The sequence below is a fragment of the Bradyrhizobium sp. AZCC 1577 genome (assembly GCF_036924575.1).
Classification (GTDB): Bacteria; Pseudomonadota; Alphaproteobacteria; order Rhizobiales; family Xanthobacteraceae; genus Bradyrhizobium.
The window spans coordinates 3,055,977-3,076,458 of record NZ_JAZHRQ010000001.1 but is presented as its reverse complement, the minus strand read 5'-3'; the positions used below and the strand labels follow the sequence as shown (position 1 = coordinate 3,076,458).

The window sequence follows — 20,482 nt, the reverse complement described above, 5'->3', positions numbered from 1 at the left end:
GACGGAATTCACACAGCTACTGAGGCGCTTAGCGCTCTACCGGCAATCGAGCTGGGCTTCGAACCAGCTCTGCAGCGACGCTGCGAGCGGCGGCCAGGCCCGCTGAAATGGCGAGAGTTGTCTTGCGTTGGCGCGATAGATTCCGCGCAATTCCCGCTCGATCGCGGGGAAATCGACACCGGTGCAACGGCCTTCACTGACGATCAGCCGACCGTCCACCACGACGTCGCGCAAGAAAGACGCGTTGCCGCGGGCGAACAGGAGATCGATGGGATCGACCGGCATGATCCGGTCGCGGTCAAGCCGATCGAGATCGATGGTGACGAAATCGGCTGGCGCGCCTGATATGAGGGCGCCCGTTCCGGGCGCGCCGGTCGCCTTGCGGCCATTGGCGATCGCGAGCGCGAGGAATCCGGCAGCGGTCCAGGTTCGCTCAAAGCCGCGGCCGCCGTGCATCATCTGCACCAGCCGCATCTCGCGCAGCACGTCGTCGTCTTCGTCGAGCGCGAGACCATCGACGCCGACCGCGATGGCGCAGCCACACCGGTGCGCCGCGGCGATCGGCGCGAGACCCGAGCGCAGGTGCAAATTGGAGGAGAAGTTGGTGACGATACGCGCGCCGGACGCGGCGATCATCTCGATCTCGTCGGGGCGGGCGTGGATGCAATGCGCCAGCGTCAGCCGCTCCGACAGGAAGCCGATGTCGCGGAGATAACGGACGACGCCATCCGGAAAATGCTGGTCAGCCCAGGCGCGCTGATAGATTGTCTCCAGGAGATGCATGTGGATGCGTCGCCCGGTGCGCGCCGAATTCTCGGCTACCGCCTCGAGCAGCGGTTTTGAGCACCATTGCACGCCCGCGGGGCCGAGCTGCACATCGACTTTTGGACCTGCGATGGCCGAGGCGATGGCATCCGTGAGTTCGATATAGGCCTTTGGCGACATCGGCGCGCGGACGAACAATTCCTCAATGGCCTTGCGATCGTCGCTTGAGAGCTGCGACAGCACCGGTTCGCTGTCGCCATAGACGACCGGGTTCTGGTCGCGTACCGCGAGCGCAAACGCGATGCGGATGCCGACATCGGACGCCGCCCGCGCAATCGCCTTTGCCTCCTCGACCAGCGGCATGGTGCCGCTTGGCCGGGTGTAGTGCACCATCATCGCCGCGCAACCCGCCCGCGCCGATCGCGCTAGCGCAGACGCCGCGGTCAGATAGGGATCGACCGGCGTGCCGAGCGCAGAGCGCAGGATCCAGCTTTCCAGCGGCATGCCGAGCGCGCCGAACGAGGACGCGGTCGGCCGCGCGTGATCATGGGCGTTGACGAAGGCGGGAAGAATGAGGGAGCGCGGGCCGGTTGTGGACGGCGTCGCTGGCGAGATGGACGTGACGAGGCCGTTGTCGTGTTGAAGCACGACGTTGTCAAGCAGACCATGGTCGGTGCCGGAGAATAGGCTATGTGCCGCGATTTCCATTGTATCACCGCACTCCGTCATTGCGAGGAGCGAAGCGACGAAGCAATCCATCCATCCCCGTGCGGCGACATGGATTGCTTCGCTTCGCTCGCAATGACGAACGGATATACCGGTTGTTAATTCGCCGTATACACCAACTCCCGCTCGGCGCGCGGCGGCAGGAATTCGCGGGAGAAAATCTCCGCAGGCGCCGGCGCGCGGGCGAGCTGGTAGCCTTCGACGATGATACCGATGGCGCGGGCCATGCGGTCGTCCTTGACATCGCCGACGCCGATCTCCTTCATCTCGGGCGACACGATCAGCTTGTCGAAGGAAAACTGCAGGCGACGCTTCTCGACCTCGGCATTGATCAGATTGTCGTAGTTCAACGCGGCCTTCATCCCGGCATTCTGGTCCTTGGCGATCGCGATAACGGCTTTGTTGACGGCGCGGACGAGGCCGGCGACGGCCTTCGGGTTGGACGCCAGCAGCTTGCGCGACACCATCATGCCGTTGGAATAGAGATCGAGGCCGTAATCGCCGAACGAAAACCACCTGTAGTCCTTGTCGGGATCCTGGCGGTTCAGCACCAGGTTGAAGTAGCTCGTGATGTTAAACACGAGCGCCGCGTCGATATCGCCCTTGATCAGCATCGGCTCCTGCAGGTTCGGCGCCATGTTGGAGATCTTGATCTTCTCGCCCTCGAGCTTGTTCTTGTTGGCAAACACCGGCAACAACCGCGTCGTCGGCGTGCCCTGCGCGCCGCCGAGCGTGCGGCCCTCAAAGTCCTTGATGGTGTTGATGCCGCTGGTCTTCTTGGTGACGATGGCGAACGGCGGCTGGTTCCAGATCATGTAGACCATCACGGGCGCGTCCTGCGGCTTGGTCGAGGCGTTCTGGATGATGGCGTTGACGTCGCCGAAGCCGGCGTCATAGGCGCCCGACATGATGCGCGTCACCGTCGCGCCGGAGCCCTCGCCCTGATCGATCACGACATTGAGGCCCTCTTCCTTGAAGAAGCCGTTGTCCTTGGCGTAGAAGAACGCGGCATCCGAGCCTTGCGTTTTCCAACCCAGCGTGAACTTGATCGTCGTCTCCTGGGCATTGGCGGCGCCGGCAAACAAGACGGCTCCCAACAGCACGGCGCTTACTCTGGCTAACATCGTATTCTCCTCGACGGGGGTTCGATGGCGGTTGGCGAAAACTTTCATGTCGCGATCATGTCGTTCTTGCGGGTGGCCCAGCCGGTGACGCGCCCCTCGATTACCGAGAAGATCACGTAGAGCGCGACGCCGAGGCCGGCGAGCACGAACAGGCCGGCGAACACCAGCGGCACATTGAAATTCGAGGACGCGGTCATCATCACGTTGCCGATGCCGCGGTTCGAGGCGACGGTCTCCGACAATACCGCGCCGACGAAGGCGTAGGAGATCGCGACCTTCAGCGAGGCAAAGAAGAACGGCATGGTGCGGGGCAAGCCGACGTTCCAGAGGATGTCGAACTTGCTGGCGCCGAGTGCTTTCAGCACGTCTTCGAGTTCGGGTTCGGTCGTCGCCAGTCCCGTCGCGATGTTGACCACGATCGGGAAGAAGCAGATCGAGAGCGCGGTCAGCACCGCCGGCACCGAACCGGAGCCGAACCACAGCACGAAGATCGGCACCACGGCGACCTTCGGAATCGAGGAAAATCCGACCAGCAGGGGATAGGCCGTATCATACGCGGTTTTCGAGACGCCGATCACCGCGCCCAATACGACGCCGAGGCCGACGCCAAGAACAAACCCGACCATCGTCGTCGCCAGCGTCTGCAGGATATGCGGCCACAGGGTGGGGAATTTCTCGACCAGCGTGACGAATACCTGCGAGGGACGCGGCAGCACCAGGTCGGACATGCCTGATATCAGGCAGAACAATTCCCAGGCGACGAAGAACAGCACGATCAGTGCCGCCGACCAGGCTTTCTGGCGATAATCGAGATCGGGCATGTCAGGCTGCTCCCTGCGCTGACGCGGTACGGGCATCCTCGATGAACGCGCGCAGTTTCTGGTTCAGCGCGACGAAATCCGGCTCGAAGGTCATGGCCACGGTGCGTGGCCGGGCGAAGTCGACGCGGCTGTCATCGAGGATGCGGCCCGGACGCGCGCTCATCACGCAGATGCGGCCGCCGAGAAAGGCAGCCTCGCGCAGATCATGCGTCACCAAGAGCACGGTCGGCTTGTGCGCGATCCAGAGGTCCTGCAGGATCGACCACAGCTCTTCCCGCGTGAACTGGTCGAGCGCGCCGAAGGGCTCGTCGAGCAGCAGCATGCGCGGCTCGTGGATCAGCGCGCGGCACAGATTGGCGCGCTGAAGCATGCCCCCGGAGAGTTGCCAGGGGTAGCGGTTGCCGAACCCCTTGAGGCCGACCTGCTCGAGCAGCGCATTGGCCTTGTCGCGGAATTCGGTCTTGCGCAGCTTGCGGAATTGCGAGCGGAACGGCTCGACGATCTTGAGCGGCAGCATGATGTTCCGCTCGATCGTCATCCAGGGCAGCATGGTCGGATTCTGGAACGCCATGCCGACGCGTAAAGCGCGCGCCGCCACCTCGCGGCCGCCGACGATGACCACGCCCGATGTCGGCTGCACCAGGCCGCTCACCAGCCGCAGGATGGTCGACTTGCCGCAGCCGGACGGCCCGACCAGCGCGACGAACTCGCCATCGGCGATCCGCAAGCTTGTCGTGGACAGGGCCGGCACCGCCCGGGCGCCGCGGCCGAAGGTGACGGAAGCCTCCGACAGTTCGATCGCTATCGGAGCTGCGGAGCCCGGAACCGGCGTGCCCTGAAATTCGGAATGTGGTTGCATGCGCATCATGGCTGGAAGTGCATGCAAACCGGATGCCAGCCAAACTTGCCTCTGAAATCAAGGGGGCTGCGATTTGCCGCCCGATCCGGCGGATTCCTTTTGTGCAATTCCGCCCTCAAAGTGCATGCAATTGAGGCGCACAATCAGGCGGCAATTGTGATAAGAGGACCCATTCGAAGCACCCGTCAGGATTCGCCGATGGCGCCCCGCCCCGCCAGCAAGACTGCTGTCCCATCCGACAAGGTCGGCGTGATCTGCCGCGCGCTGCGCCGCGCCATCATCGAGCAGGCGCTGGCGCCCGGCGCGAAATTGCCGGAAGATTCGCTCGGCGAGCGGTTTGGCGTCAGCCGCACCATTGCGCGGCATGCGCTGGGCCAATTGGCAGCGGAAGGTCTCGTCGAACTGCGCCGCAACCGGATCGCCGTGGTGGCGACGCCGAGCTGGCAGGAAGCGCGCGATGCCTTTGATATCCGGATCGAACTCGAGCGTCTGGTGGTGCGGCAACTCGCCGGCAAGCTGACCAAGAGCCAGATTGCCGAACTCAACGCCCATGTCGATGCCGAGGATCGCGCGCGCGACGGCTCGGATGCGGTGTCGATCCGCCTCGCGACGGAATTCCACATCCTGCTCGCCAACATGACGAACAGTCCGATCCTGGTGCGTTACGTCAGCGAGGTCGCCTATCGCTGCTGCCTGACGCTATCGCTCTACAGCCGCCCGCATTCGTCGGAATGCGCGATCAACGAGCACCGCGCAATCATCGCCGCGCTAGTCAAGGGCGACGAGGCCAAGGTGATGAGCCTGATGCACAGCCACCTGGATTCGGTGGCCAGCCGCGCACTGGTAGCCCCCGCCCCGCCGCGCGGCCGCGATTTGCTGGATATTCTGGCGCCCTATGCCGAGGAAGGCGAAAGCGAGCGGGTGGTGAAGCTGCCGAAGGTGGTGCGGGCGAGGTAGGGCGACGTGTCCCGGACGCGGCGCAGCGTGAAACGCTGCTCCGCAGAGCCGGGACCCACGGCAGCAGCGGGTGGGCCCCGGATCAGCAGCGCACCACGCCGCAAGTGCGGCGCGCTGCCCAGCATCCGGGGAACGACCTCACGCCTCAATCCCCATCTGAACCAAAATCCGCTCGGCGCTGTCGTTCCAGACGTCCATCTTCACGATCAGCCCACCCCTGACCACAAAGCGATCGACATAGCGATTGCCTTCGAACGGCGTGCCGTCGAGCCATTCGCCGTAGAGCGTGCCGATGCTGTAGACGACGGTCTCTTCGGCGCCCGGGCAGACGTCGAAGCGGTCCATCTTCTTCTTGACCCAGCGATAGCGCCGCGCGTTGAAGCCGGTCGGGCCGCGGGGATGGTCGAACTCACGTCCACCGGTGAAGGTGATGATCGTGCCCGGCTTCATGTAGGCCACGGCCGCATCGGGATCCGGGATCATCGATGCCGTGAGGTAGGCTTTGACCACCTCGGCGTCGGACATTCCCTTCACTTCGGTTTTAGCGGCGACAGACATGGCGGCTTCTCCTGATGCCAGGGATACTACAGTTCAGCCCACAAACTGCATGCACATATTTTGAACAGTTCAGCCTTCCAATTGCACACAATCTGGAGCTGCCCGTCGCCCCCGCTTCCGATAGGTTGAGACCTTCTCCAGCCCGACGCCTGATGAACACCAAAACCGCCTTTGACCTGATCTTCCGCAACGCCAGGACGCGAACCTCGGCGACGCCTGTCGATATCGGCATCGCCGGCGGGCGTATCGTGGCCATCGAACCCCGGCTTGCCTGCGAAGCAGCCGAGATCGAGGTCGGCGGCAAGCTTGCCCTGCCCGGCTTCGTCGACGCCCACATCCATCTCGACAAGGCCTGCCTGCTCGGCCGCTGCGCGCACAATCATCGCAGCGTCAGCGAAGCCATCGCCGCGGTCGCCGCGATGAAGCGCGATTTCACGGTGGAAGACGTCTATGCCCGCGGCGCGCGCGTGATCGAGCGCGCCATCGTGCATGGCACCACGCGGATGCGTACCCATGTCGAAATCGATCCGCGGATCGGCTTGCGCGGTTTTGAGGCGGTGAAAGCGCTCAAGCGCGATTATGCCTGGGCGCTCGATCTTTCGATCTGCGTGTTTCCGCAGGAGGGCCTGACCAACGATCCCGGCGCCGAGGAACTGCTCATTGCGGCCCTGCGCGACGGCGGTGAGGTGATCGGCGGCTGCCCCTATATGGACACCGATCCGAACACGCATCTCGAAAAGATCTTCGACCTCGCGCAGCAATTCGATGTCGATATCGACCTGCACCTCGACTTCGATCTCGATCCGTCCTGGTGGCATCTCGACGAGGTCTGCAGGCAGACCGAGCGGCGCAATTACCATGGCCGCGTCGCGATCGGTCACGCCACCAAATTATCGGCGCTGCCGCCGGACCGGCTGAAGGCGGCAACGGCGCGGCTGGCGAAATCCGGCGTCGCCGTCACCGTGCTGCCCGCGACCGATCTCTATCTGATGGGCCGCGACGCCACGCATAACGCGCCGCGCGGGCTGACGGTGGCGCACAAGTTGGTTGAAGATGGCGTTCTCTGTTCGGTGGCGACCAACAATGTGCTCAATCCCTTCACGCCGTTCGGCGACGCCTCGCTGCTACGGATGGCGAATTTCTACGCCAATGTCGCACATGCCGGGATCAGCGATTTCGACGCCTGCCTCGATCTCGTGACCGAGCTGCCGGCACGGCTGATGAACCTGCGCGACTACGGCGTCGCGGTGGGCAATCCGGCGGACCTGATCATTCTCGATACCGACAGCGGGACAAACGCGATTGCGGAATTGCCTGATGTGCTGATGGGCTTCAAGAACGGGCGGCAGGTGTTCGAGCGGCGAAAGCCGACGCTATTTGCTCCGTAGGTTGCTGAGCCGGACCTTCGGGCGCGTCTCCGGACGATGCTTCGTATAGCCGGGCGAACCATGCAGGCCATGCCGTGCCTTATGCGCTGCCCTGCAATTGACGATCCCGCCGATCCATTGTTGTTATCAGCCAACCACAACAACAAGCCGGGGGCAGGAAATCATGAAAAAAGCCACCACCGTTAGAAGCGTCGAAACGCTCGCCTGCGACGCCGGATGGCGGAACTACCACTTCGTCAAGATCATGACCGAGGACGGCATCGTCGGCTGGAGCGAGTACGACGAGGGTTTTGGCGCGCCCGGCGTGACGGCGGCGATCGAGCGGCTCGGCGCGCGCGTCGTCGGCAAGAACGCGTTCCAGCACGAGCGGATTTACGCCGAACTGTTCGCCGCGACGCGGCCGGCCGCGGGCGGCGTGGTGGCGCTGGCGCTTGGGGCTCTCGAGAACGCGCTGCTCGACGTCAAGGCCAAGGCGCTCGGCGTGCCCTGCTACGAACTGCTCGGCGGCAAGATCCGCGACCGCATCCGCCTCTACTGGTCGCACTGCGCGACCTGGCGCATCAACCATCCCGACTGGTTCAAGCCGGCGATTACCGATCTCGATGGTGTGAAATCGATTGGCCGCGAGGTACGCGAAAAAGGCTTTACGGCGATGAAGACCAACATCTTCGTCTACACCGACAGCAAGCCGCAAGGCTGGCGGCCGGGCTTTGGTTCGCCGTTCGAACCCGAGATCAACGTCGATCGCAAAGTGCTGCGCAATCTTTGCATGCATCTGGAGGCAATCCGCGACGGCGCCGGCCCCGATGTCGATCTGCTGCTCGACCTCAACTTCAATGCCAAGACCGAGGGCTACCTCAAGATACTGCGCGCTATCAAGGACATCGATCTGTTCTGGGTGGAGATCGACACCTTCAACCCGCAGGCGCTGGGCTACATCCGCCGCCAGAGCCCGCATCCAGTGTCATCCTGCGAGACGCTCTTGGGACTGCGCGAGTTCCTGCCCTATTTCAACGAGCAGGCGATGGATGTCGCCATCGTCGACACGCCATGGAACGGGGTGTGGCAATCGATGAAGATCGCAGCAGCCGCCGAGCATTTCGAGGTCAACGTCGCCCCGCATAATTTCTACGGCCACCTCTGCACCATGCAGAACGCGCATTTTTCCGCCGCGGTGCCGAACTTGCGCATCATGGAAACCGACATCGATCGCCTGGCGTGGGACCATGAACTGTTCACGCATGTGCCTGAGATCGTCGATGGCCATCTCATCATGCCGGACCGCCCGGGCTGGGGCACCGAGCCCAACGAGGAGGGCCTGCGCGCCCATCCGCCGAAGAGCAAGGGCGGGCTGTTGAATTACGGGCAGAAGAAATAGGCGACGCGATTCTGCAGTAGCGCACACCAGGACGTGTACTCAATCGCGGCGCGCAGACCAGGCGCGTTCGATGTCCGCCATAGTGCTGACAACGACGCAAAAACGGACAGTGCTTATGGGCCGCGTTGAGCCGCGGCAAGGCGCCCAAGGCCGCGCGGCGCGGCTTAGCGAAGCCAAATGGGCCGCCGGTCTACATAAATAAAATCGAACGTTGCGGTTCAGGTGTCTTTGATGTCCCATATACCCCAACAGCGGCGCGAACTCGTCCGAGTTGCGTTAAGGCTGTATGGCGAGGAGGTCGAGGCATGAGGATAACGATCGTAGCTTTGGGAACGGCCCTGGCCCTGTATAACCTGGGCACGTTTGGTACCGCAGCGCATGCGCAGACGGCCCAAGTCGTTCGTGAACCACGGGAAAGGCCCATCATCAGGGTGCCCGTCGTAAGGCCAACTCCCTACTGGGATTACAATATCGTTCCACGATATCGTTATCGCCCTGAGGACGACCGGGTCGATCCATGCGGCGGGCCCGTAGTGCCGGTGATACGCGAGGGGCCTCAAGAGGCAACGGTTCCGTTGTGGCTGGCGAACGAATTGGGTCTTGGCCGTGTGCATGGTCGAGATTGGCCGTGTAGGGGTCGAAGGCGGTAATGCACCAAGCGAGCAGAAATTTTCTGCTTAGCTCCCAACAGCCGACTTCTTCGCCTTCATAGGTACATGCTCTAGCAGACTCGTCATCTAGAGGAGCGCGGAATGCGTGTCTCGAACGATGCACGGCCACCGGCCGAGCCATCGCACTTCGAGACGGCCGCTGCGCGGCCCCCTCAGGGTGGGGACAGAGTGAAATCTCCTACATTCACTTGTCGCCCAGAAACGCGCTCTCGATGACGTCGCCGATCGGCTGCCAGGAACTGCCGTCGAACTGCACCAGCCGCATCTGTTCGATCGGATGGAAGTCCGACGGCCCGGTGTTGATCGCTATTCCCGGAAATGCGACCGTGCTCTGGTAGTTCCGCAAGGATGCGGCTTGCCGCATGATGTTCTCGCGCGACAGGTCGTCGCCGCATTGGATCAGTACGCGCGCTAGCGTCTCGGCCGCCGCGTAACCGAAGATGGCATTGCCATCCTCCTTGTCGCCATCAGGATAATACTTATCCATGAACGCCAGCCATTCCTTGATGGCGGGGTCATCCTTCCAGGTGGCGTCGCTGGCGTCCTTCAGGAACGAGGTGGAGATCACGCCGACGGAATTCTGCAGCCCCGCCGGCCGCAGCGCGTTCGCGATCGACGCCGCCGCATTGACCAGCACTAGCACCGGATGCCAACCCAATTCAGCCGCTCTACGGATGGCACGCGCCGAGATCGGCGGTGCGCAGTTGAGCACGAGGACGTCAGCGCCCGAGTTCTTGAGGATGTCGACCTGGGTATCGATCGACATATCAGCCTCGATGGCGATGTCAGCAACGATCATGTTGGCGGTGATGCCGAGCCCCTCCTGCAATCCCCGGAACAGATCGCGACCGAACTGATCGTTCTGCCAGAGCACGGCGATCTTCCGGCTCGGATAGGCGGCCTGGATGTAATTGGCGTAGATGCGGCCTTCGGCCCGGAACGTCGGCTGCCAGCCCATCGTCCACGGAAAGCGCTTGGGATGCGCCCACTCCTCGTCGCCGGAGGCGACGAAGAGCTGTGGGATATTTCTCTCGTTGAGATAGGTTCGCGTCGCCAGGTTGGTCGGTGTGCCGAACGATCCGAACATCAGGTGCACTCGCTCCTGCTCGACCAGCTCACGGGTATGCTCGACCGCCGTTCTCGGATTTGAGCTGTCGTCGCGGGAGATGAACCTGATCTTACGCCCGTTGATGCCGCCGCGCTCGTTGATCATGTCGAAATAGGCGGCCTCCGCCCTGCCGATCGAAGCGAACGCGGCAAGCGGGCCGGTATAGGGCATGATGTTGCCGATGCGGATTTCGGTGTCGGTCACGCCGGCAGCCCGGGCCGGCTGCAGGGCGGCGACTGCCAACATTGCGACGACGGAATACAGCGCCAGTCTGGCTTTTGTTATTATTTGCATCAACATGGCCTCCAAACTACAGGGAGTTTGTGACGCCTAACCCAGCGGCCGCAATGATAGCGCGCATGACGAGATTGTCGAAATCAAATGTTGGCCGCGTGGCCGCGTAGGGTGGGCAAAGCCACCGGGTCGCGCGAAATGCGCGCCCGATGACAGGCTCAGCGTGCCCACCCTTCATCCTCGCGGATCGATGGTGGGCACGGCGCTTGCGCGCCTTTGCCCACCCTACGCTCTCCGCTTCACCGGAGCGTAATATCCAGCCATCCCAGCGTATTCACCGCGACGCGGTCGCCGATATCGACCACAACGGTCGTGGTCTCGGCCTCGATGATGGCGGGTCCGGCCAAAGTGTGGCCGGGCTGCAGGTCATCGAGCGCGTAGACCGGGACTTCGCGCCAGCCGCCGAAGAAGGCCTGCCGCTGGCTGCGTGGCGAACAGGTGCTGGATGCTGCGCTCTCCCGCGCGCCCTCGTCCTGCCGCTGGACTTCACCGACCGCTGCCACGCGCGCGTTGACGAACACGACTTCCTGGCCGCGCGAGGCGTAGGTGTACAATTCCTCGTGCCTGACGTGAAAGCGGTCCTCGATCTGCTCGACGAGATCGGCGGCATTCCAGTCAAGACCGTCGAGCGAGACGTCGATCTCAAAGATCTGCTCGCCGTAGCGCATTTCGGCGGAGCGCTCGATTGCGATCGGCCCATCGAACCATGAGCGCAGCCGGCCGGCGGCCTGCTGTTCCAGTCCGGCAAACAGCCCGCGCACTTCGTCGGCCGAGATGCGCGCGCCGGCGCCATAATGCGTGCGGCTAACTTCATAGCGGAGATCGCTGGTCAGCATGCCCCAGGCCGACAGCACGGACGCCACCGTCGGCACGATGATGCGCTTGATCTCGAGCTCGCGCGCGACCTCCGCCGCGTGCAGGCCCGCCGCGCCGCCGAAGCTCAACAGCGCAAATTTTCGCGGATCGACGCCGCGGCGCAGCGTCATCAGGCGGATGCCGTCGGCCATGTTCAAATTGATCATGCGGTAGATGCCGGCGGCGGCCTCGATGCGCGACAGCTCCATCGTTTCAGCGATGCGGTCGACGGCCGCCTCCGACGCCGCGCGGTCGAGCGGGCGCTTGCCGCCCATGAAGGCTGCGGCGTCGAGATAGCCGAGCACGACATTGGCGTCGGTGACGGTGGCAGCCTCGCCGCCATTGCCGTAACAGGCCGGGCCAGGTACCGAGCCCGCGCTTTCGGGCCCGACCCGCAGGGTGCGGCTGGCATCGACGCTCGCGATCGAGCCGCCGCCCGCGGCGATGCTGGCGATGTCGAGGCTGCGCAGCGCGATGCGCTGGCCGGCCAGCATGCCGTCGGCGGAGAGCGAGACCTGTCCCCCAGAAATCAGCGAGATATCGGTGGAGGTGCCGCCCATGTCGAACGGCACCAGATCGGGAATGCCGACCAAGTCGGAACAGCGCCGTCCGCCGGACATGCCGCCCGCGGGGCCTGACAGCACCGTGCCCGCGGCAAGGCGCGAAGCTTCCTCGACCGGCGCCATGCCGCCATGCGACAGCACCACGAAGAGACTGCCCTTGAAGCCGGCTTCGCCGAGCCGCGCTTCGAGGTTGGTCAGATAGCGCCGCACGATCGGCTCGACGTAGGCGTTCACGATCGTGGTCGAGACGCGCTCATATTCCTTGATCTGCGGCAGCACGTCGCTGGAGCGCGAGATGCTGATGCCGGGCAGCGCCTGCTTCAGCCGCTCGACGGCGGCGAGTTCGTGAACCGGGTTGAGATAGGAATGCAGAAAGCACACCGCGACCGAGCTCGCGCCCGATTGCCTGATGCCGGCAATGGCATCGTCGAGCGACTTTGGGTCGAGCGGAACAAGGACACTGCCATCGGCCTTGAGTCGTTCCCTGACCCCAAGGCGCAGGTCACGCGGCACCAGCGGCGCCGGTGGCGGCGAGCGCAGATCGTAGCGGTCGGGCTTGAGTCCCTCGCGCATCTCGATGACGTCGCGATGACCTTCGGTGGTGATCAGCGCCACTTTTGCGCCCTTGCGCTCCAGCAGCGCATTGGTCGCGACCGTCGTGCCGTGCACGAGGCGATCGGTCGCCGCGAGCATGTCCGCGCGTGTGACGTTGAGCCGTCGCGCCAATTCTTCCAGCCCCGCCATCACGCCGATCGACTGATCCGCCGGAGTAGATGGCGATTTTGCAAATACGGTTCGTCCGGTCTCGTCCGTGGCCACGAGATCGGTGTAGGTGCCGCCGACGTCAACGCCTATCCTGAACATCATGAGGACGCCTGCTCCGCCGCGACTTCGGTCAGGCCCTGCTCGCGGTCGCGCCGCCGCGCATCCGCCGATCGTTTCGCAGGCGGCCCCCAGCCGCCGCCGCCGGAGGAACGTATTTCGAGGCAATCGCCGGGACGCAGCTCGATACCGACTTCCTTGGTGCGCAGCACGCGCGGCTCGCGGCCCTCGGAGAGTAGACGATAATGGTGCGGCTTGCCGTCCTCACCGCCGAGCATGCCGCACGGACCGTGTCGCGCGCCGTCGCCGGCGGTATTGCCCTTCGCAGGCTTTTCCGTCTCCAGTACCAGATCGAGCGACACGCCGAGACCGCCACGATGCTGTCCGTCGCCGCCGGAGCCGGGGCGGAATTCATGGTTACGGAAATGCAGCGGAAAGCGCACTTCGGCCACCTCCAGGCTGCCGAACTTCAGCCCGCCGACCGAGTGCCATTCGCCGATCGACGACCAACCGTCGCCGCCCGACGACGCGCCGCCGCCGGGCCGCGCCTGGAACAGGTGCCAGATGAAATTCTTGCCGGTGCGCGGGTCCTCACCCTGGATCGCGATGCGAAAGCGCCGGCTCCAGCCCGCCATTGCGCGCTCCGGGCAGGACGCCGACAGGGCTTTCACGATGGCCTCGACGATTTCATTGGACGGATGACTGGTGCACAGCGTCACCGGCCGGCCCGGATCGGCCCACACCACCGTGCCCTGTTTCGCAATTACCTTCAGCGGCCGCAGCGCGCCGGTGTTCTTGGGGATTTCCGCATCGATCAGATAGGCAAACGCCATCGCCACCGCGGCCTGCATGTTGGCGTGCGAGGAGTTCACAAAGCTGGTCGATTGCGGATCGGAGTCGGTGAGATCGACTTCGACGTCGCTGCCGTTCTTGGTGACCTTGGCGGCTATGCGGATATCGGTACGGCCATGGCCGTCGTCGTCGAGAAACGCCTCGCCGTAAAACACGCCGTCCTTCCAGGTCGAGACCACCGCGCGGGTCTGCTGCTCGGTCGCGTCGAGGATGGCTTCCACCGCGGCTTCGACCACCGGCGCGCCGAACTCGGCGAACAGTCGCGACAACCGCCGCTCGCCGAGATGCGCCGCGCCGAGCATCGCCGCGAGGTCGCCGCGGAACTCTCTGGGGTTGCGAATGTTCAGCGCCAGCAGGTCAAGCAGATCGTCGCGGAGCTTGCCCGCTTCATAGAGCTTGATTGGCGGAACGCGCAGCCCTTCCTGATAGATCTCGGTCGCGGCGGGGTTATAAGCGCCGTGGGTGGCGCCGCCGATGTCGCTCTGGTGTGCGCGCACGATGGTCCAGAGCAGCCGCCGCTCGCCGTCGAACACCGGCACGAAGGCGGTCAAATCAGGCAGATGGCTGCCGCCATAATAGGGATCGTTGAGCAGGATGACATCGCCCCACTTCACATCCTTGAACCGCTCTTCGACCGCGAGCGTCGCCCAGGGCAGCGCGCCGACATGCACAGGTAAGTGATCAGCCTGCGCGATCAGTCGTGCGCTGGTGTCGCAGATCGCCAGCGAGAAATCGCGGCTGGAATTGAGGATCTGCGAATAGGAGGTGCGAAGCATCGCCTCGCCCATCTCCTTCACGATCGAACTGAGGCGATGCTGGACGACGGAACGCGTGATGGGATCGATCTTGGCGGACATTCGGTGCCGTTATTACTTGCCGTTCGATGGGTTTCCCTTCGCTCTACCATCCTACGTGTACATCAAAAACACAATCACCCCGACTATCAAGGCCGCGGCCATGAATAGCAGCACTGCGGGAAGGCCGAAGATCGTTGCCACTACGCCGGTTGTCGATTGCATCAGTGCGGCGCCGAGGAAGAATGCGAGGTTGATCGCAGAGAGCGCCTTGCCGGCGTTCTGCGCGCCCGCCATTTGCCGCGTCATGCCGAAGAGCAGCGGCTGCGTCGATATCGCGATGCCCATCATGACAAATAGCGCGCCATCGATCTGCGCCGGCACGGCCTTTACGCCGAGCAACTCGGACAGTGGATAGTTGGGCGCGCCGGCCGCTGCCAGGGCTAGCAGCAACGCCGCAAGGGAATGCGTCGCGGCCAGCACTTCGCGGCGATGGCCGATGGTGCGATCGAGAATGCCCATCAACAAGGGGCCTACGATCAGCGCCAGCGTGAACAGGCCAAGCACGTTGCCGGCCTCGATGCGGCCGAGCGCCTTGACTTCCATCAACCACGGGCCGCCCCACAAGCCCCGCATCACCAGCGAGGCCGCGAGCGAAACCAGCGCCAGCGCGATCAGGCCGCGCAGTGGTCGCGACAGGCCGATGCGCAGGACATCGGCCATCTGCGACAGCGGCGAGGACGGATCGGCATGCGCGGCCGGCTGTTTCGGAACCAGCAGAAATACGGCCAGCGCAACGGCAGCGCCGAAACCGGCAGAGATCCAAAACCCCGCGCGCCAGCCAAAATGTTCGACGACGAAGGCCAGCGGGCTCGACGACAGCAGCATGCCGATATTGCCGATCGAGAGAATGATGCCGGACCAAAGGCCGAAGCGTGCCGCCGACATCTGCTTCGCCGCCAGCGTCATCGGGCACATCAGCATGCCCGAGGTGGCGACCCCGAGCAGAAATTGGCCGAACAGAAAGCCCTCCGGCCCGGTGGCCAGACCCGACGCCAGCGCGCCGACGATGGTTCCCGCCAGCAGACCGAGCGACACCGGCCGCACGCCAAACCGATCCATCGCTGCGCCGACCGGAATCTGCGAAGCGGCAAAGGCGAAATGATAGATCGAGGTCAGGCTGGCCAGCGTCTGCGAGGGCGTTTTGAAATCGGCCGCCATCACGTCGAGGCTGATGGCCGGAATGGTTCGCAGCAGCGTAGACAGCATGTGGCCGCAGGCCAGCGCCAGCAGCGCAAAAATCAGGGCGCGGAAATTGACATCCGCACCGTCGGCCTTGCCGTCGTCCATGAGCCGTCTCGCCCCAAAACCGGTTCGGGGCGAGGTAGCACCAATATGTTGAGAACGCGAATCCGCCGCTCGCAGCGATCAGGTCCTGTGGAACACCAGCGTTCGCAGTTCGATACTCTCGCGTGGCGGCGCATCGGCCGGCGTGGTCGGATCGATGAAGGCGGTATGCGGCCCGAACCGCGTGCGGCCATCGGTTGCGGAATCGTAGCACTTCAACAGCAACGCCTCGTCGGCCCGCATTTCCGGAATGTAGTACCAGCGATGATTCGGATTGTATTTGACCGAATAGGTTTCGCCGCTGCGGTTCGGATAGATCAGGTCGGAAGCGACGAGATCGCCCGGCTCCACCGTCCGGCCGTCGCACATCGCCAGCGGCGCATCCAGCACGGGCCCCCGGATCGGCCGCCAGACGTTGATGACCTGCACCCGTCCCCTCAGAAGCTCGTCGGCCTCATCCGGCAGATGTTCGCGCACGCGGTTGGCGCCTGATTTGTCGGTCTGGTCGACATGGACGCGTGTGGCCGGCTGGCGTGGGCCAGCCCCCCTGATATCGGCGGCGCCCTCCACGCGCTTGCGTACGGTGTGGTCGAAGATGAAGACGCGGTCGGCCTTGAGCGTCGCCTTCAGGAAGGCTTCCACGGCGGGATAGTAGACGTTCCTCACTTCCTTATCGTCGTAGAAATTCCTGACGATGGTGGGATGGCGGACCAGCGCAAAACCTTCGCGGTCGAGCGAAAGGTTTGCCGCGATCAGGCGCGCGTCGAAGATCGGAACGTTGTGCGGTTCGGGCAGCGCGGTGGATTTGGCTTCGCCCGGCGGCGGATCGAAAGCGTAGGTGCGGGGCTTTCCCGGCGTCGGCGCGAGATAGTTCAGCTCGGCGGTGACGAAGGGAAGCGATTCGAGTTTTGCTTGCTGCAGGCCCATGGTGGTCTCCTGGACTCCATTGTTGTTCTGCTTGATCTTGGCGCGGCCGCCGAACCCCACAAGGCGCGCTCGAAAATAGCAACATTGCCGTTCCCGGTGGCGGCAAACGGGGAAAATCCTTTTCGAAAGTGCCGGCCAACCCGCATGGTATTTCCGCCCCTCACGCGTTCGTCATCGCGCAAGAGCGCGCGTTGACGCTGCGATGAGGCACGGCAACAATGTGGTTCACTCGACCCGTTCCAGCTCAACGCACAGGCAAAACCACATGCAAGTCACGATGAAGGACAGAGCGCCGTCGTCACCGGCGGCAGCAAGGGCATTGGCCTCGCCGTCGCGCGGCGATTTGCCGCCTCCGGCGCCAAAGTGGCGATCCTCGCGCGCGGCGCAGCCGACCTGACGGCGGCGCGAAAGCTGCTTGCGAAGGACGGACTGGAGGTCCGCGATTACGTCTGCGACGTCTCGAAGGCGGAAGACATCGGCAATGCGCATGAAAGGATTGTCGCCGACCTCGGCCCGGTCGACATCCTCATCAACAATGCAGGCACCGCGCGGACAATGGCGTTCGAGAACATCTCCGACGAGGCCTGGCAGGAAGACCTCGATCTCAAACTATTCGCTGCGATCCGCTTCAGCCGGCTGGTCTGGCCGGGCATGAAGGCGCGCAAATGGGGCCGCATCATCAACGTGCTCAACACCTACGCCAAGGCGCCGGCGGCCTCCTCGGCGCCGACCTCGGTCTCACGGGCGGCCGGCATGGCGCTGACCAAGGTGATGGCGAGCGAAGGCGGCGAGCACAACATCCTGGTGAACGCCATGCTGGTCGGCCTGATCATGAGCGATCAATGGGTCAAGCGCCACGCCGCGCAGGCACCCGAAATGGATTTCGAGGTGTTTGCCAAGAATCTCGCCAAGGGCACGCCTTTGGGGCGCATCGGCACAGCGGAGGAATTCGCCAATTTGGCCTGTTTCCTCGCTTCCGATCAGGGCTCGTTCATCACCGGCACCGCCATCAATGTCGATGGCGGGCGGTCGCCGGTGGTGTAAGAGCGAGCTGCGCTGCTGCATCTTCTCCCTCGCCCCGCTCTTGCGGGGAGAGGGTTGGGGTGAGGGGCTGTTTCGGCAAATTCGAAAGATCGGAGTACGCGGAGAGCGCGCCCCTCACCCGCCGCGTAAGCGCGGCGACCTCTCCCCGCAAGAGCGGGGCGAGGTAAACAAAACAAAAAGGCCCCCGTCGCCAGGGGCCTTTTCGCTTTTTCTTAAACCGCGTCCTTGGCGGCCTTGACCGGGCGGGCCCGGACGATCTTGCGAGCCGGCTTGGCCTTGAACATCATTTCCTCGCCCGTGAAGGGGTTGGTGCCCTTCCGAGCCTTGGTCGCCGGCTTCTTCACCACGACGAATTTCGCGAAGCCGGGAACGAGGAACACTCCGTTCTTCTTCAGCTCCTTGTGGCCGACGTCAACGAGCGTGTCCATCACGTTCTTGACCTCTTTCTTCGAAACTTCGGTGGTGGTCGCGATCTTCTCGATGAGCTGCGACTTAGACATTTGGGTGGCCATGGTTGCTCCATTGATTCTGGCACAGGCGACGATATGTCGGAAACCGCCTAAAAAACAGGGTTTCCGACATTCTGCACAACTATCTCGCTAGTCGAGTTGCAGTGATTCGTCCAATTTTTCCGGGGTTTTTGGCATCGGAAACCGTCCGGAGCCCTATTTTTATGGGGAATCAGCGCACCCCGAGGCCCCCTTTCCGGACAATCTGACCCTGCCCTCGGGTCTTTGCCCCTACCGGGGCGAGCCGTGATTTGCCTTCTGACAGGACAAAATGCGCAGATTGAGCGGCCAGTAAGCACGTTGTTTGGTCGGGCTGGATCCTTCCGCCGGCGACCGCTACCCGCACGAATTCTCCGGCGGCCAGCGCCAGCGTATTGGACTTGCGCGGGCGCTGGCGCTGAAGCCGGACGTGCTGGTGGCGGACGAGCCGGTGTCGGCGCTAGACGTTTCCGTGCAGGCGCAGGTGTTAACGCTGCTCGCCGAATTGCGGGCGCGGCTCGGGCTTTCGATCGTCTTCATTACGCATGATTTGCGCGTGGCGGCGCAAATCTGCGACCTCGTCGCGGTGATGAAGGATGGTGAGGTGGTGGAGCACGGACACGCGGCGGAGGTGTTCGGAAATCCGCAGCATCCGTATGCGCGCGCGCTGCTCGACTCGATCCCCGGCGGGGAGTTTGCGCGGGAGCACGCGACGGCGGCGGTGTAGTTGCTCCCTCCCGCCCTTTCGCGGGGGAGAGGGAGAAGATCACGCCATCTCCCTGGCATCTCGCCGGCGGTAGACCAGCAGCATCAGCGGCGCCAGTTTTCGCAAAATGCCGTGGGCGACGATCGGCACTGGCTCGGTGAACGGAAGTGCCAGTTCGTTCTCCGGCACGCCGCGGACGGCCTTTGCGAGCTCGTTGCCAAGCGGAATCGTCAGCGCCACGGCGCGGCCGTTGCAACCGGTCCAGCCGAACGCATTGGGCCCGAGCTTGTGAATGCGCGGCAGGAAATCCGTGGTCATGCCGACATAACCGTTCCAGACATAATCGAACGAGACCTCGCCGATCTGCGGCCACAGCCGCTGCAGGCGTTCGGTGACGCGCGCCTTGATCCGCTCCACCTTGTTGCCGGGGCCAATCACCGCGCCGCCGGTGACCAGGCGGTTTCGCGCGTCGTAGCGCGCGAAATAGAGTTCGCCATGGGTATCCGACATCGCCTGCCGGCCGGGAATGATGGTCTTTCGGACGTTGTCCGACAACGGCTGCGTCGCCATCTGCCACGACAGCACCGGCATCACCTCGCGCGTAATCTCAGGCACCAGCGATCTGGAGAACTCGCCGCTATAGGCATTGCTCGCCACGACCAGCGCACGGCCGGAAATCTCGCCCTTCTCGGTTTTGACGACCCAGCGGTCGCCCCGTCGCTCAAAACTTTCCGCCGGCGAGCGCGCGTAAATGTGCGCGCCGAGGCCGAGCACGGTGCGCGCGAGGCCACGGGCCAGCGCCAGCGGATTGATGTGGCCGCCGGTTTTGTTCCAGAAGCCGCCGAACCATGCATCGGAGCCGAGCATGTCGCGTGTCTGCTCGCGCGACAGCAACTCAACGGGCGCGCCGAACTTCAACCACTGCCGCACCCGCCGTTCCGCGATCTTGATGCGGCCGGGCGAATGCACGGGCTGAACCCAGCCGGCCTGTTCCCCCTCGGCGTCGATCCTGTAGCGCCTTGTCACGTCGAAGAGATGAGAAGCGCTGTCGCGCAACATGCCGACGAAACGTTCGCCGGCCGCACCGTGCCTGGCGATGATATCTTCCGGATCGGGCCGCGACAGCGTCGGGATCACCTGGCCATTGTTGCGGCCCGATGCACCCCAGCCCGGCTCCGCGGCTTCGACAATCGCGACATCGACGCCCGCTTCGCGCAGATGCAGCGCGGTGGAAAGTCCGGTGAAGCCTCCGCCGATCACGATCACATCGGCCTGCCGCGAGCCGATCAGTTCCGGCAAATCAGGCCCCGATGGCGTCACTGCCGCCCACAATGAATCGGGCCAGCGGACGTTGCTCGTGTTCATCATGATCCTTTCTTGCAGGCTACTGATCGTTCTGATTAGCTTAGACCGCTAACGAGCCTCAGGGAACAAA

At 63.8% G+C, this 20,482-nt stretch carries 15 protein-coding genes and 2 pseudogenes; 5 read left to right on the top strand and 12 right to left on the bottom strand.

What is annotated here, in order from left to right:
• Positions 1-36: 36 nt before the first annotated feature.
• The 4 genes from V1278_RS14245 to V1278_RS14230 form a co-directional block, all read right to left on the bottom strand.
• A complete protein-coding gene (locus V1278_RS14245; protein ID WP_334381183.1) occupies positions 37-1,473 on the bottom strand; it encodes an amidohydrolase family protein in 1,437 nt (478 codons plus the stop codon).
• A gap of 116 nt (positions 1,474-1,589) precedes the next feature.
• Positions 1,590-2,615 (bottom strand): ABC transporter substrate-binding protein, encoded by a 1,026-nt coding sequence (locus V1278_RS14240; protein ID WP_334364025.1) that lies wholly within the window; start codon positions 2,613-2,615, stop codon positions 1,590-1,592.
• Positions 2,616-2,659: 44 nt separating this feature from the next.
• Positions 2,660-3,436, bottom strand: coding sequence for an ABC transporter permease (locus V1278_RS14235; RefSeq protein WP_334381182.1), 777 nt, complete (start codon positions 3,434-3,436; stop codon positions 2,660-2,662).
• 1 nt (position 3,437) lies between these two features.
• On the bottom strand, positions 3,438-4,301 hold the full coding sequence (locus V1278_RS14230) for an ABC transporter ATP-binding protein (RefSeq protein ID WP_442893765.1): 864 nt from the start codon (positions 4,299-4,301) through the stop codon (positions 3,438-3,440).
• A gap of 192 nt (positions 4,302-4,493) precedes the next feature.
• Here V1278_RS14230 and V1278_RS14225 point away from each other — a divergent pair, with 192 nt between their 5' ends.
• A complete protein-coding gene (locus V1278_RS14225) occupies positions 4,494-5,252 on the top strand; it encodes a GntR family transcriptional regulator (protein WP_334381181.1) in 759 nt (252 codons plus the stop codon).
• Between the two features lie 138 nt (positions 5,253-5,390).
• Here V1278_RS14225 and V1278_RS14220 read toward each other — a convergent pair whose 3' ends face one another.
• Positions 5,391-5,810, bottom strand: coding sequence for a nuclear transport factor 2 family protein (locus V1278_RS14220; protein ID WP_334381180.1), 420 nt, complete (start codon positions 5,808-5,810; stop codon positions 5,391-5,393).
• Between the two features lie 152 nt (positions 5,811-5,962).
• On the opposite strand from V1278_RS14220, the gene V1278_RS14215 reads away from it, so the two are divergent.
• Both V1278_RS14215 and V1278_RS14210 read left to right on the top strand, forming a co-directional pair.
• Positions 5,963-7,198: an amidohydrolase family protein gene (locus V1278_RS14215; protein WP_334381179.1), complete on the top strand. Its 1,236-nt coding sequence runs from the start codon at positions 5,963-5,965 to the stop codon at positions 7,196-7,198.
• Positions 7,199-7,361: 163 nt separating this feature from the next.
• Positions 7,362-8,576 carry a mandelate racemase/muconate lactonizing enzyme family protein gene (locus V1278_RS14210; RefSeq protein WP_334381178.1) on the top strand — a complete coding sequence of 405 codons (1,215 nt, stop codon included), beginning with the start codon at positions 7,362-7,364 and terminating at the stop codon, positions 8,574-8,576.
• Between the two features lie 855 nt (positions 8,577-9,431).
• Here the strand turns inward: V1278_RS14210 and V1278_RS14205 are convergent.
• The 5 genes from V1278_RS14205 to V1278_RS14185 all read right to left on the bottom strand — a co-directional run bounded on the left by V1278_RS14205 (position 9,432) and on the right by V1278_RS14185 (position 16,809).
• A complete protein-coding gene (locus V1278_RS14205) occupies positions 9,432-10,649 on the bottom strand; it encodes an ABC transporter substrate-binding protein (RefSeq protein WP_334381177.1) in 1,218 nt (405 codons plus the stop codon).
• Positions 10,650-10,888: 239 nt separating this feature from the next.
• Positions 10,889-12,934, bottom strand: a complete 2,046-nt coding sequence (locus V1278_RS14200) for a hydantoinase/oxoprolinase family protein (protein WP_334381176.1) — start codon at positions 12,932-12,934, stop codon at positions 10,889-10,891.
• Entirely contained in the window at positions 12,931-14,598 is a 1,668-nt protein-coding gene (locus V1278_RS14195; RefSeq protein WP_334381175.1) for a hydantoinase B/oxoprolinase family protein, read from the bottom strand. Before V1278_RS14195 ends, V1278_RS14200 begins: the two co-directional genes overlap by 4 nt.
• 51 nt (positions 14,599-14,649) lie before the next feature.
• A complete protein-coding gene (locus tag V1278_RS14190) occupies positions 14,650-15,885 on the bottom strand; it encodes an MFS transporter (protein WP_334381173.1) in 1,236 nt (411 codons plus the stop codon).
• A 78-nt stretch (positions 15,886-15,963) separates the two neighbouring features.
• The gene (locus tag V1278_RS14185) at positions 15,964-16,809 is read right to left on the bottom strand and encodes a CmcJ/NvfI family oxidoreductase (protein WP_334381172.1); all 846 of its coding nucleotides are present in this window, start codon (positions 16,807-16,809) and stop codon (positions 15,964-15,966) included.
• Between the two features lie 300 nt (positions 16,810-17,109).
• Here V1278_RS14185 and V1278_RS14180 point away from each other — a divergent pair.
• Positions 17,110-17,853, top strand: a pseudogene (locus tag V1278_RS14180) (SDR family oxidoreductase); the annotation flags it as partial.
• Positions 17,854-18,065: 212 nt separating this feature from the next.
• Here the strand turns inward: V1278_RS14180 and V1278_RS14175 are convergent.
• Complete coding sequence (locus tag V1278_RS14175) at positions 18,066-18,365, bottom strand: HU family DNA-binding protein (protein ID WP_057851696.1); 300 nt, start codon at positions 18,363-18,365, stop codon at positions 18,066-18,068.
• Between the two features lie 301 nt (positions 18,366-18,666).
• Between V1278_RS14175 and V1278_RS14170 the strand changes: the two are divergent.
• Positions 18,667-19,068 (top strand): annotated as a pseudogene (locus V1278_RS14170) (ATP-binding cassette domain-containing protein); the annotation flags it as partial.
• Positions 19,069-19,107: 39 nt separating this feature from the next.
• Here V1278_RS14170 and V1278_RS14165 read toward each other — a convergent pair.
• Positions 19,108-20,412: an NAD(P)/FAD-dependent oxidoreductase gene (locus tag V1278_RS14165; RefSeq protein ID WP_334384172.1), complete on the bottom strand. Its 1,305-nt coding sequence runs from the start codon at positions 20,410-20,412 to the stop codon at positions 19,108-19,110.
• Between the last annotated feature and the right edge of the window lie 70 nt (positions 20,413-20,482).

Bases quoted from the DNA above. Each gene is read 5' to 3' on its own strand.
- V1278_RS14215 (WP_334381179.1), top strand. From the start codon at position 5,963: ATGAACACCAAAACCGCCTTTGACCTGATCTTCCGCAACGCCAGGACG.
- V1278_RS14245 (WP_334381183.1), bottom strand. From the start codon at position 1,473: ATGGAAATCGCGGCACATAGCCTATTCTCCGGCACCGACCATGGTCTG.
- V1278_RS14200 (WP_334381176.1), bottom strand. From the start codon at position 12,934: ATGATGTTCAGGATAGGCGTTGACGTCGGCGGCACCTACACCGATCTC.
- V1278_RS14175 (WP_057851696.1), bottom strand. From the start codon at position 18,365: ATGGCCACCCAAATGTCTAAGTCGCAGCTCATCGAGAAGATCGCGACC.
- V1278_RS14210 (WP_334381178.1), top strand. From the start codon at position 7,362: ATGAAAAAAGCCACCACCGTTAGAAGCGTCGAAACGCTCGCCTGCGAC.
- V1278_RS14225 (WP_334381181.1), top strand. From the start codon at position 4,494: ATGGCGCCCCGCCCCGCCAGCAAGACTGCTGTCCCATCCGACAAGGTC.
- V1278_RS14230 (WP_442893765.1), bottom strand. From the start codon at position 4,301: ATGCGCATGCAACCACATTCCGAATTTCAGGGCACGCCGGTTCCGGGC.
- V1278_RS14185 (WP_334381172.1), bottom strand. From the start codon at position 16,809: ATGGGCCTGCAGCAAGCAAAACTCGAATCGCTTCCCTTCGTCACCGCC.
- V1278_RS14220 (WP_334381180.1), bottom strand. From the start codon at position 5,810: ATGTCTGTCGCCGCTAAAACCGAAGTGAAGGGAATGTCCGACGCCGAG.
- V1278_RS14195 (WP_334381175.1), bottom strand. From the start codon at position 14,598: ATGTCCGCCAAGATCGATCCCATCACGCGTTCCGTCGTCCAGCATCGC.
- V1278_RS14235 (WP_334381182.1), bottom strand. From the start codon at position 3,436: ATGCCCGATCTCGATTATCGCCAGAAAGCCTGGTCGGCGGCACTGATC.
- V1278_RS14165 (WP_334384172.1), bottom strand. From the start codon at position 20,412: ATGAACACGAGCAACGTCCGCTGGCCCGATTCATTGTGGGCGGCAGTG.
- V1278_RS14240 (WP_334364025.1), bottom strand. From the start codon at position 2,615: ATGTTAGCCAGAGTAAGCGCCGTGCTGTTGGGAGCCGTCTTGTTTGCC.
- V1278_RS14205 (WP_334381177.1), bottom strand. From the start codon at position 10,649: ATGCAAATAATAACAAAAGCCAGACTGGCGCTGTATTCCGTCGTCGCA.
- V1278_RS14190 (WP_334381173.1), bottom strand. From the start codon at position 15,885: ATGGACGACGGCAAGGCCGACGGTGCGGATGTCAATTTCCGCGCCCTG.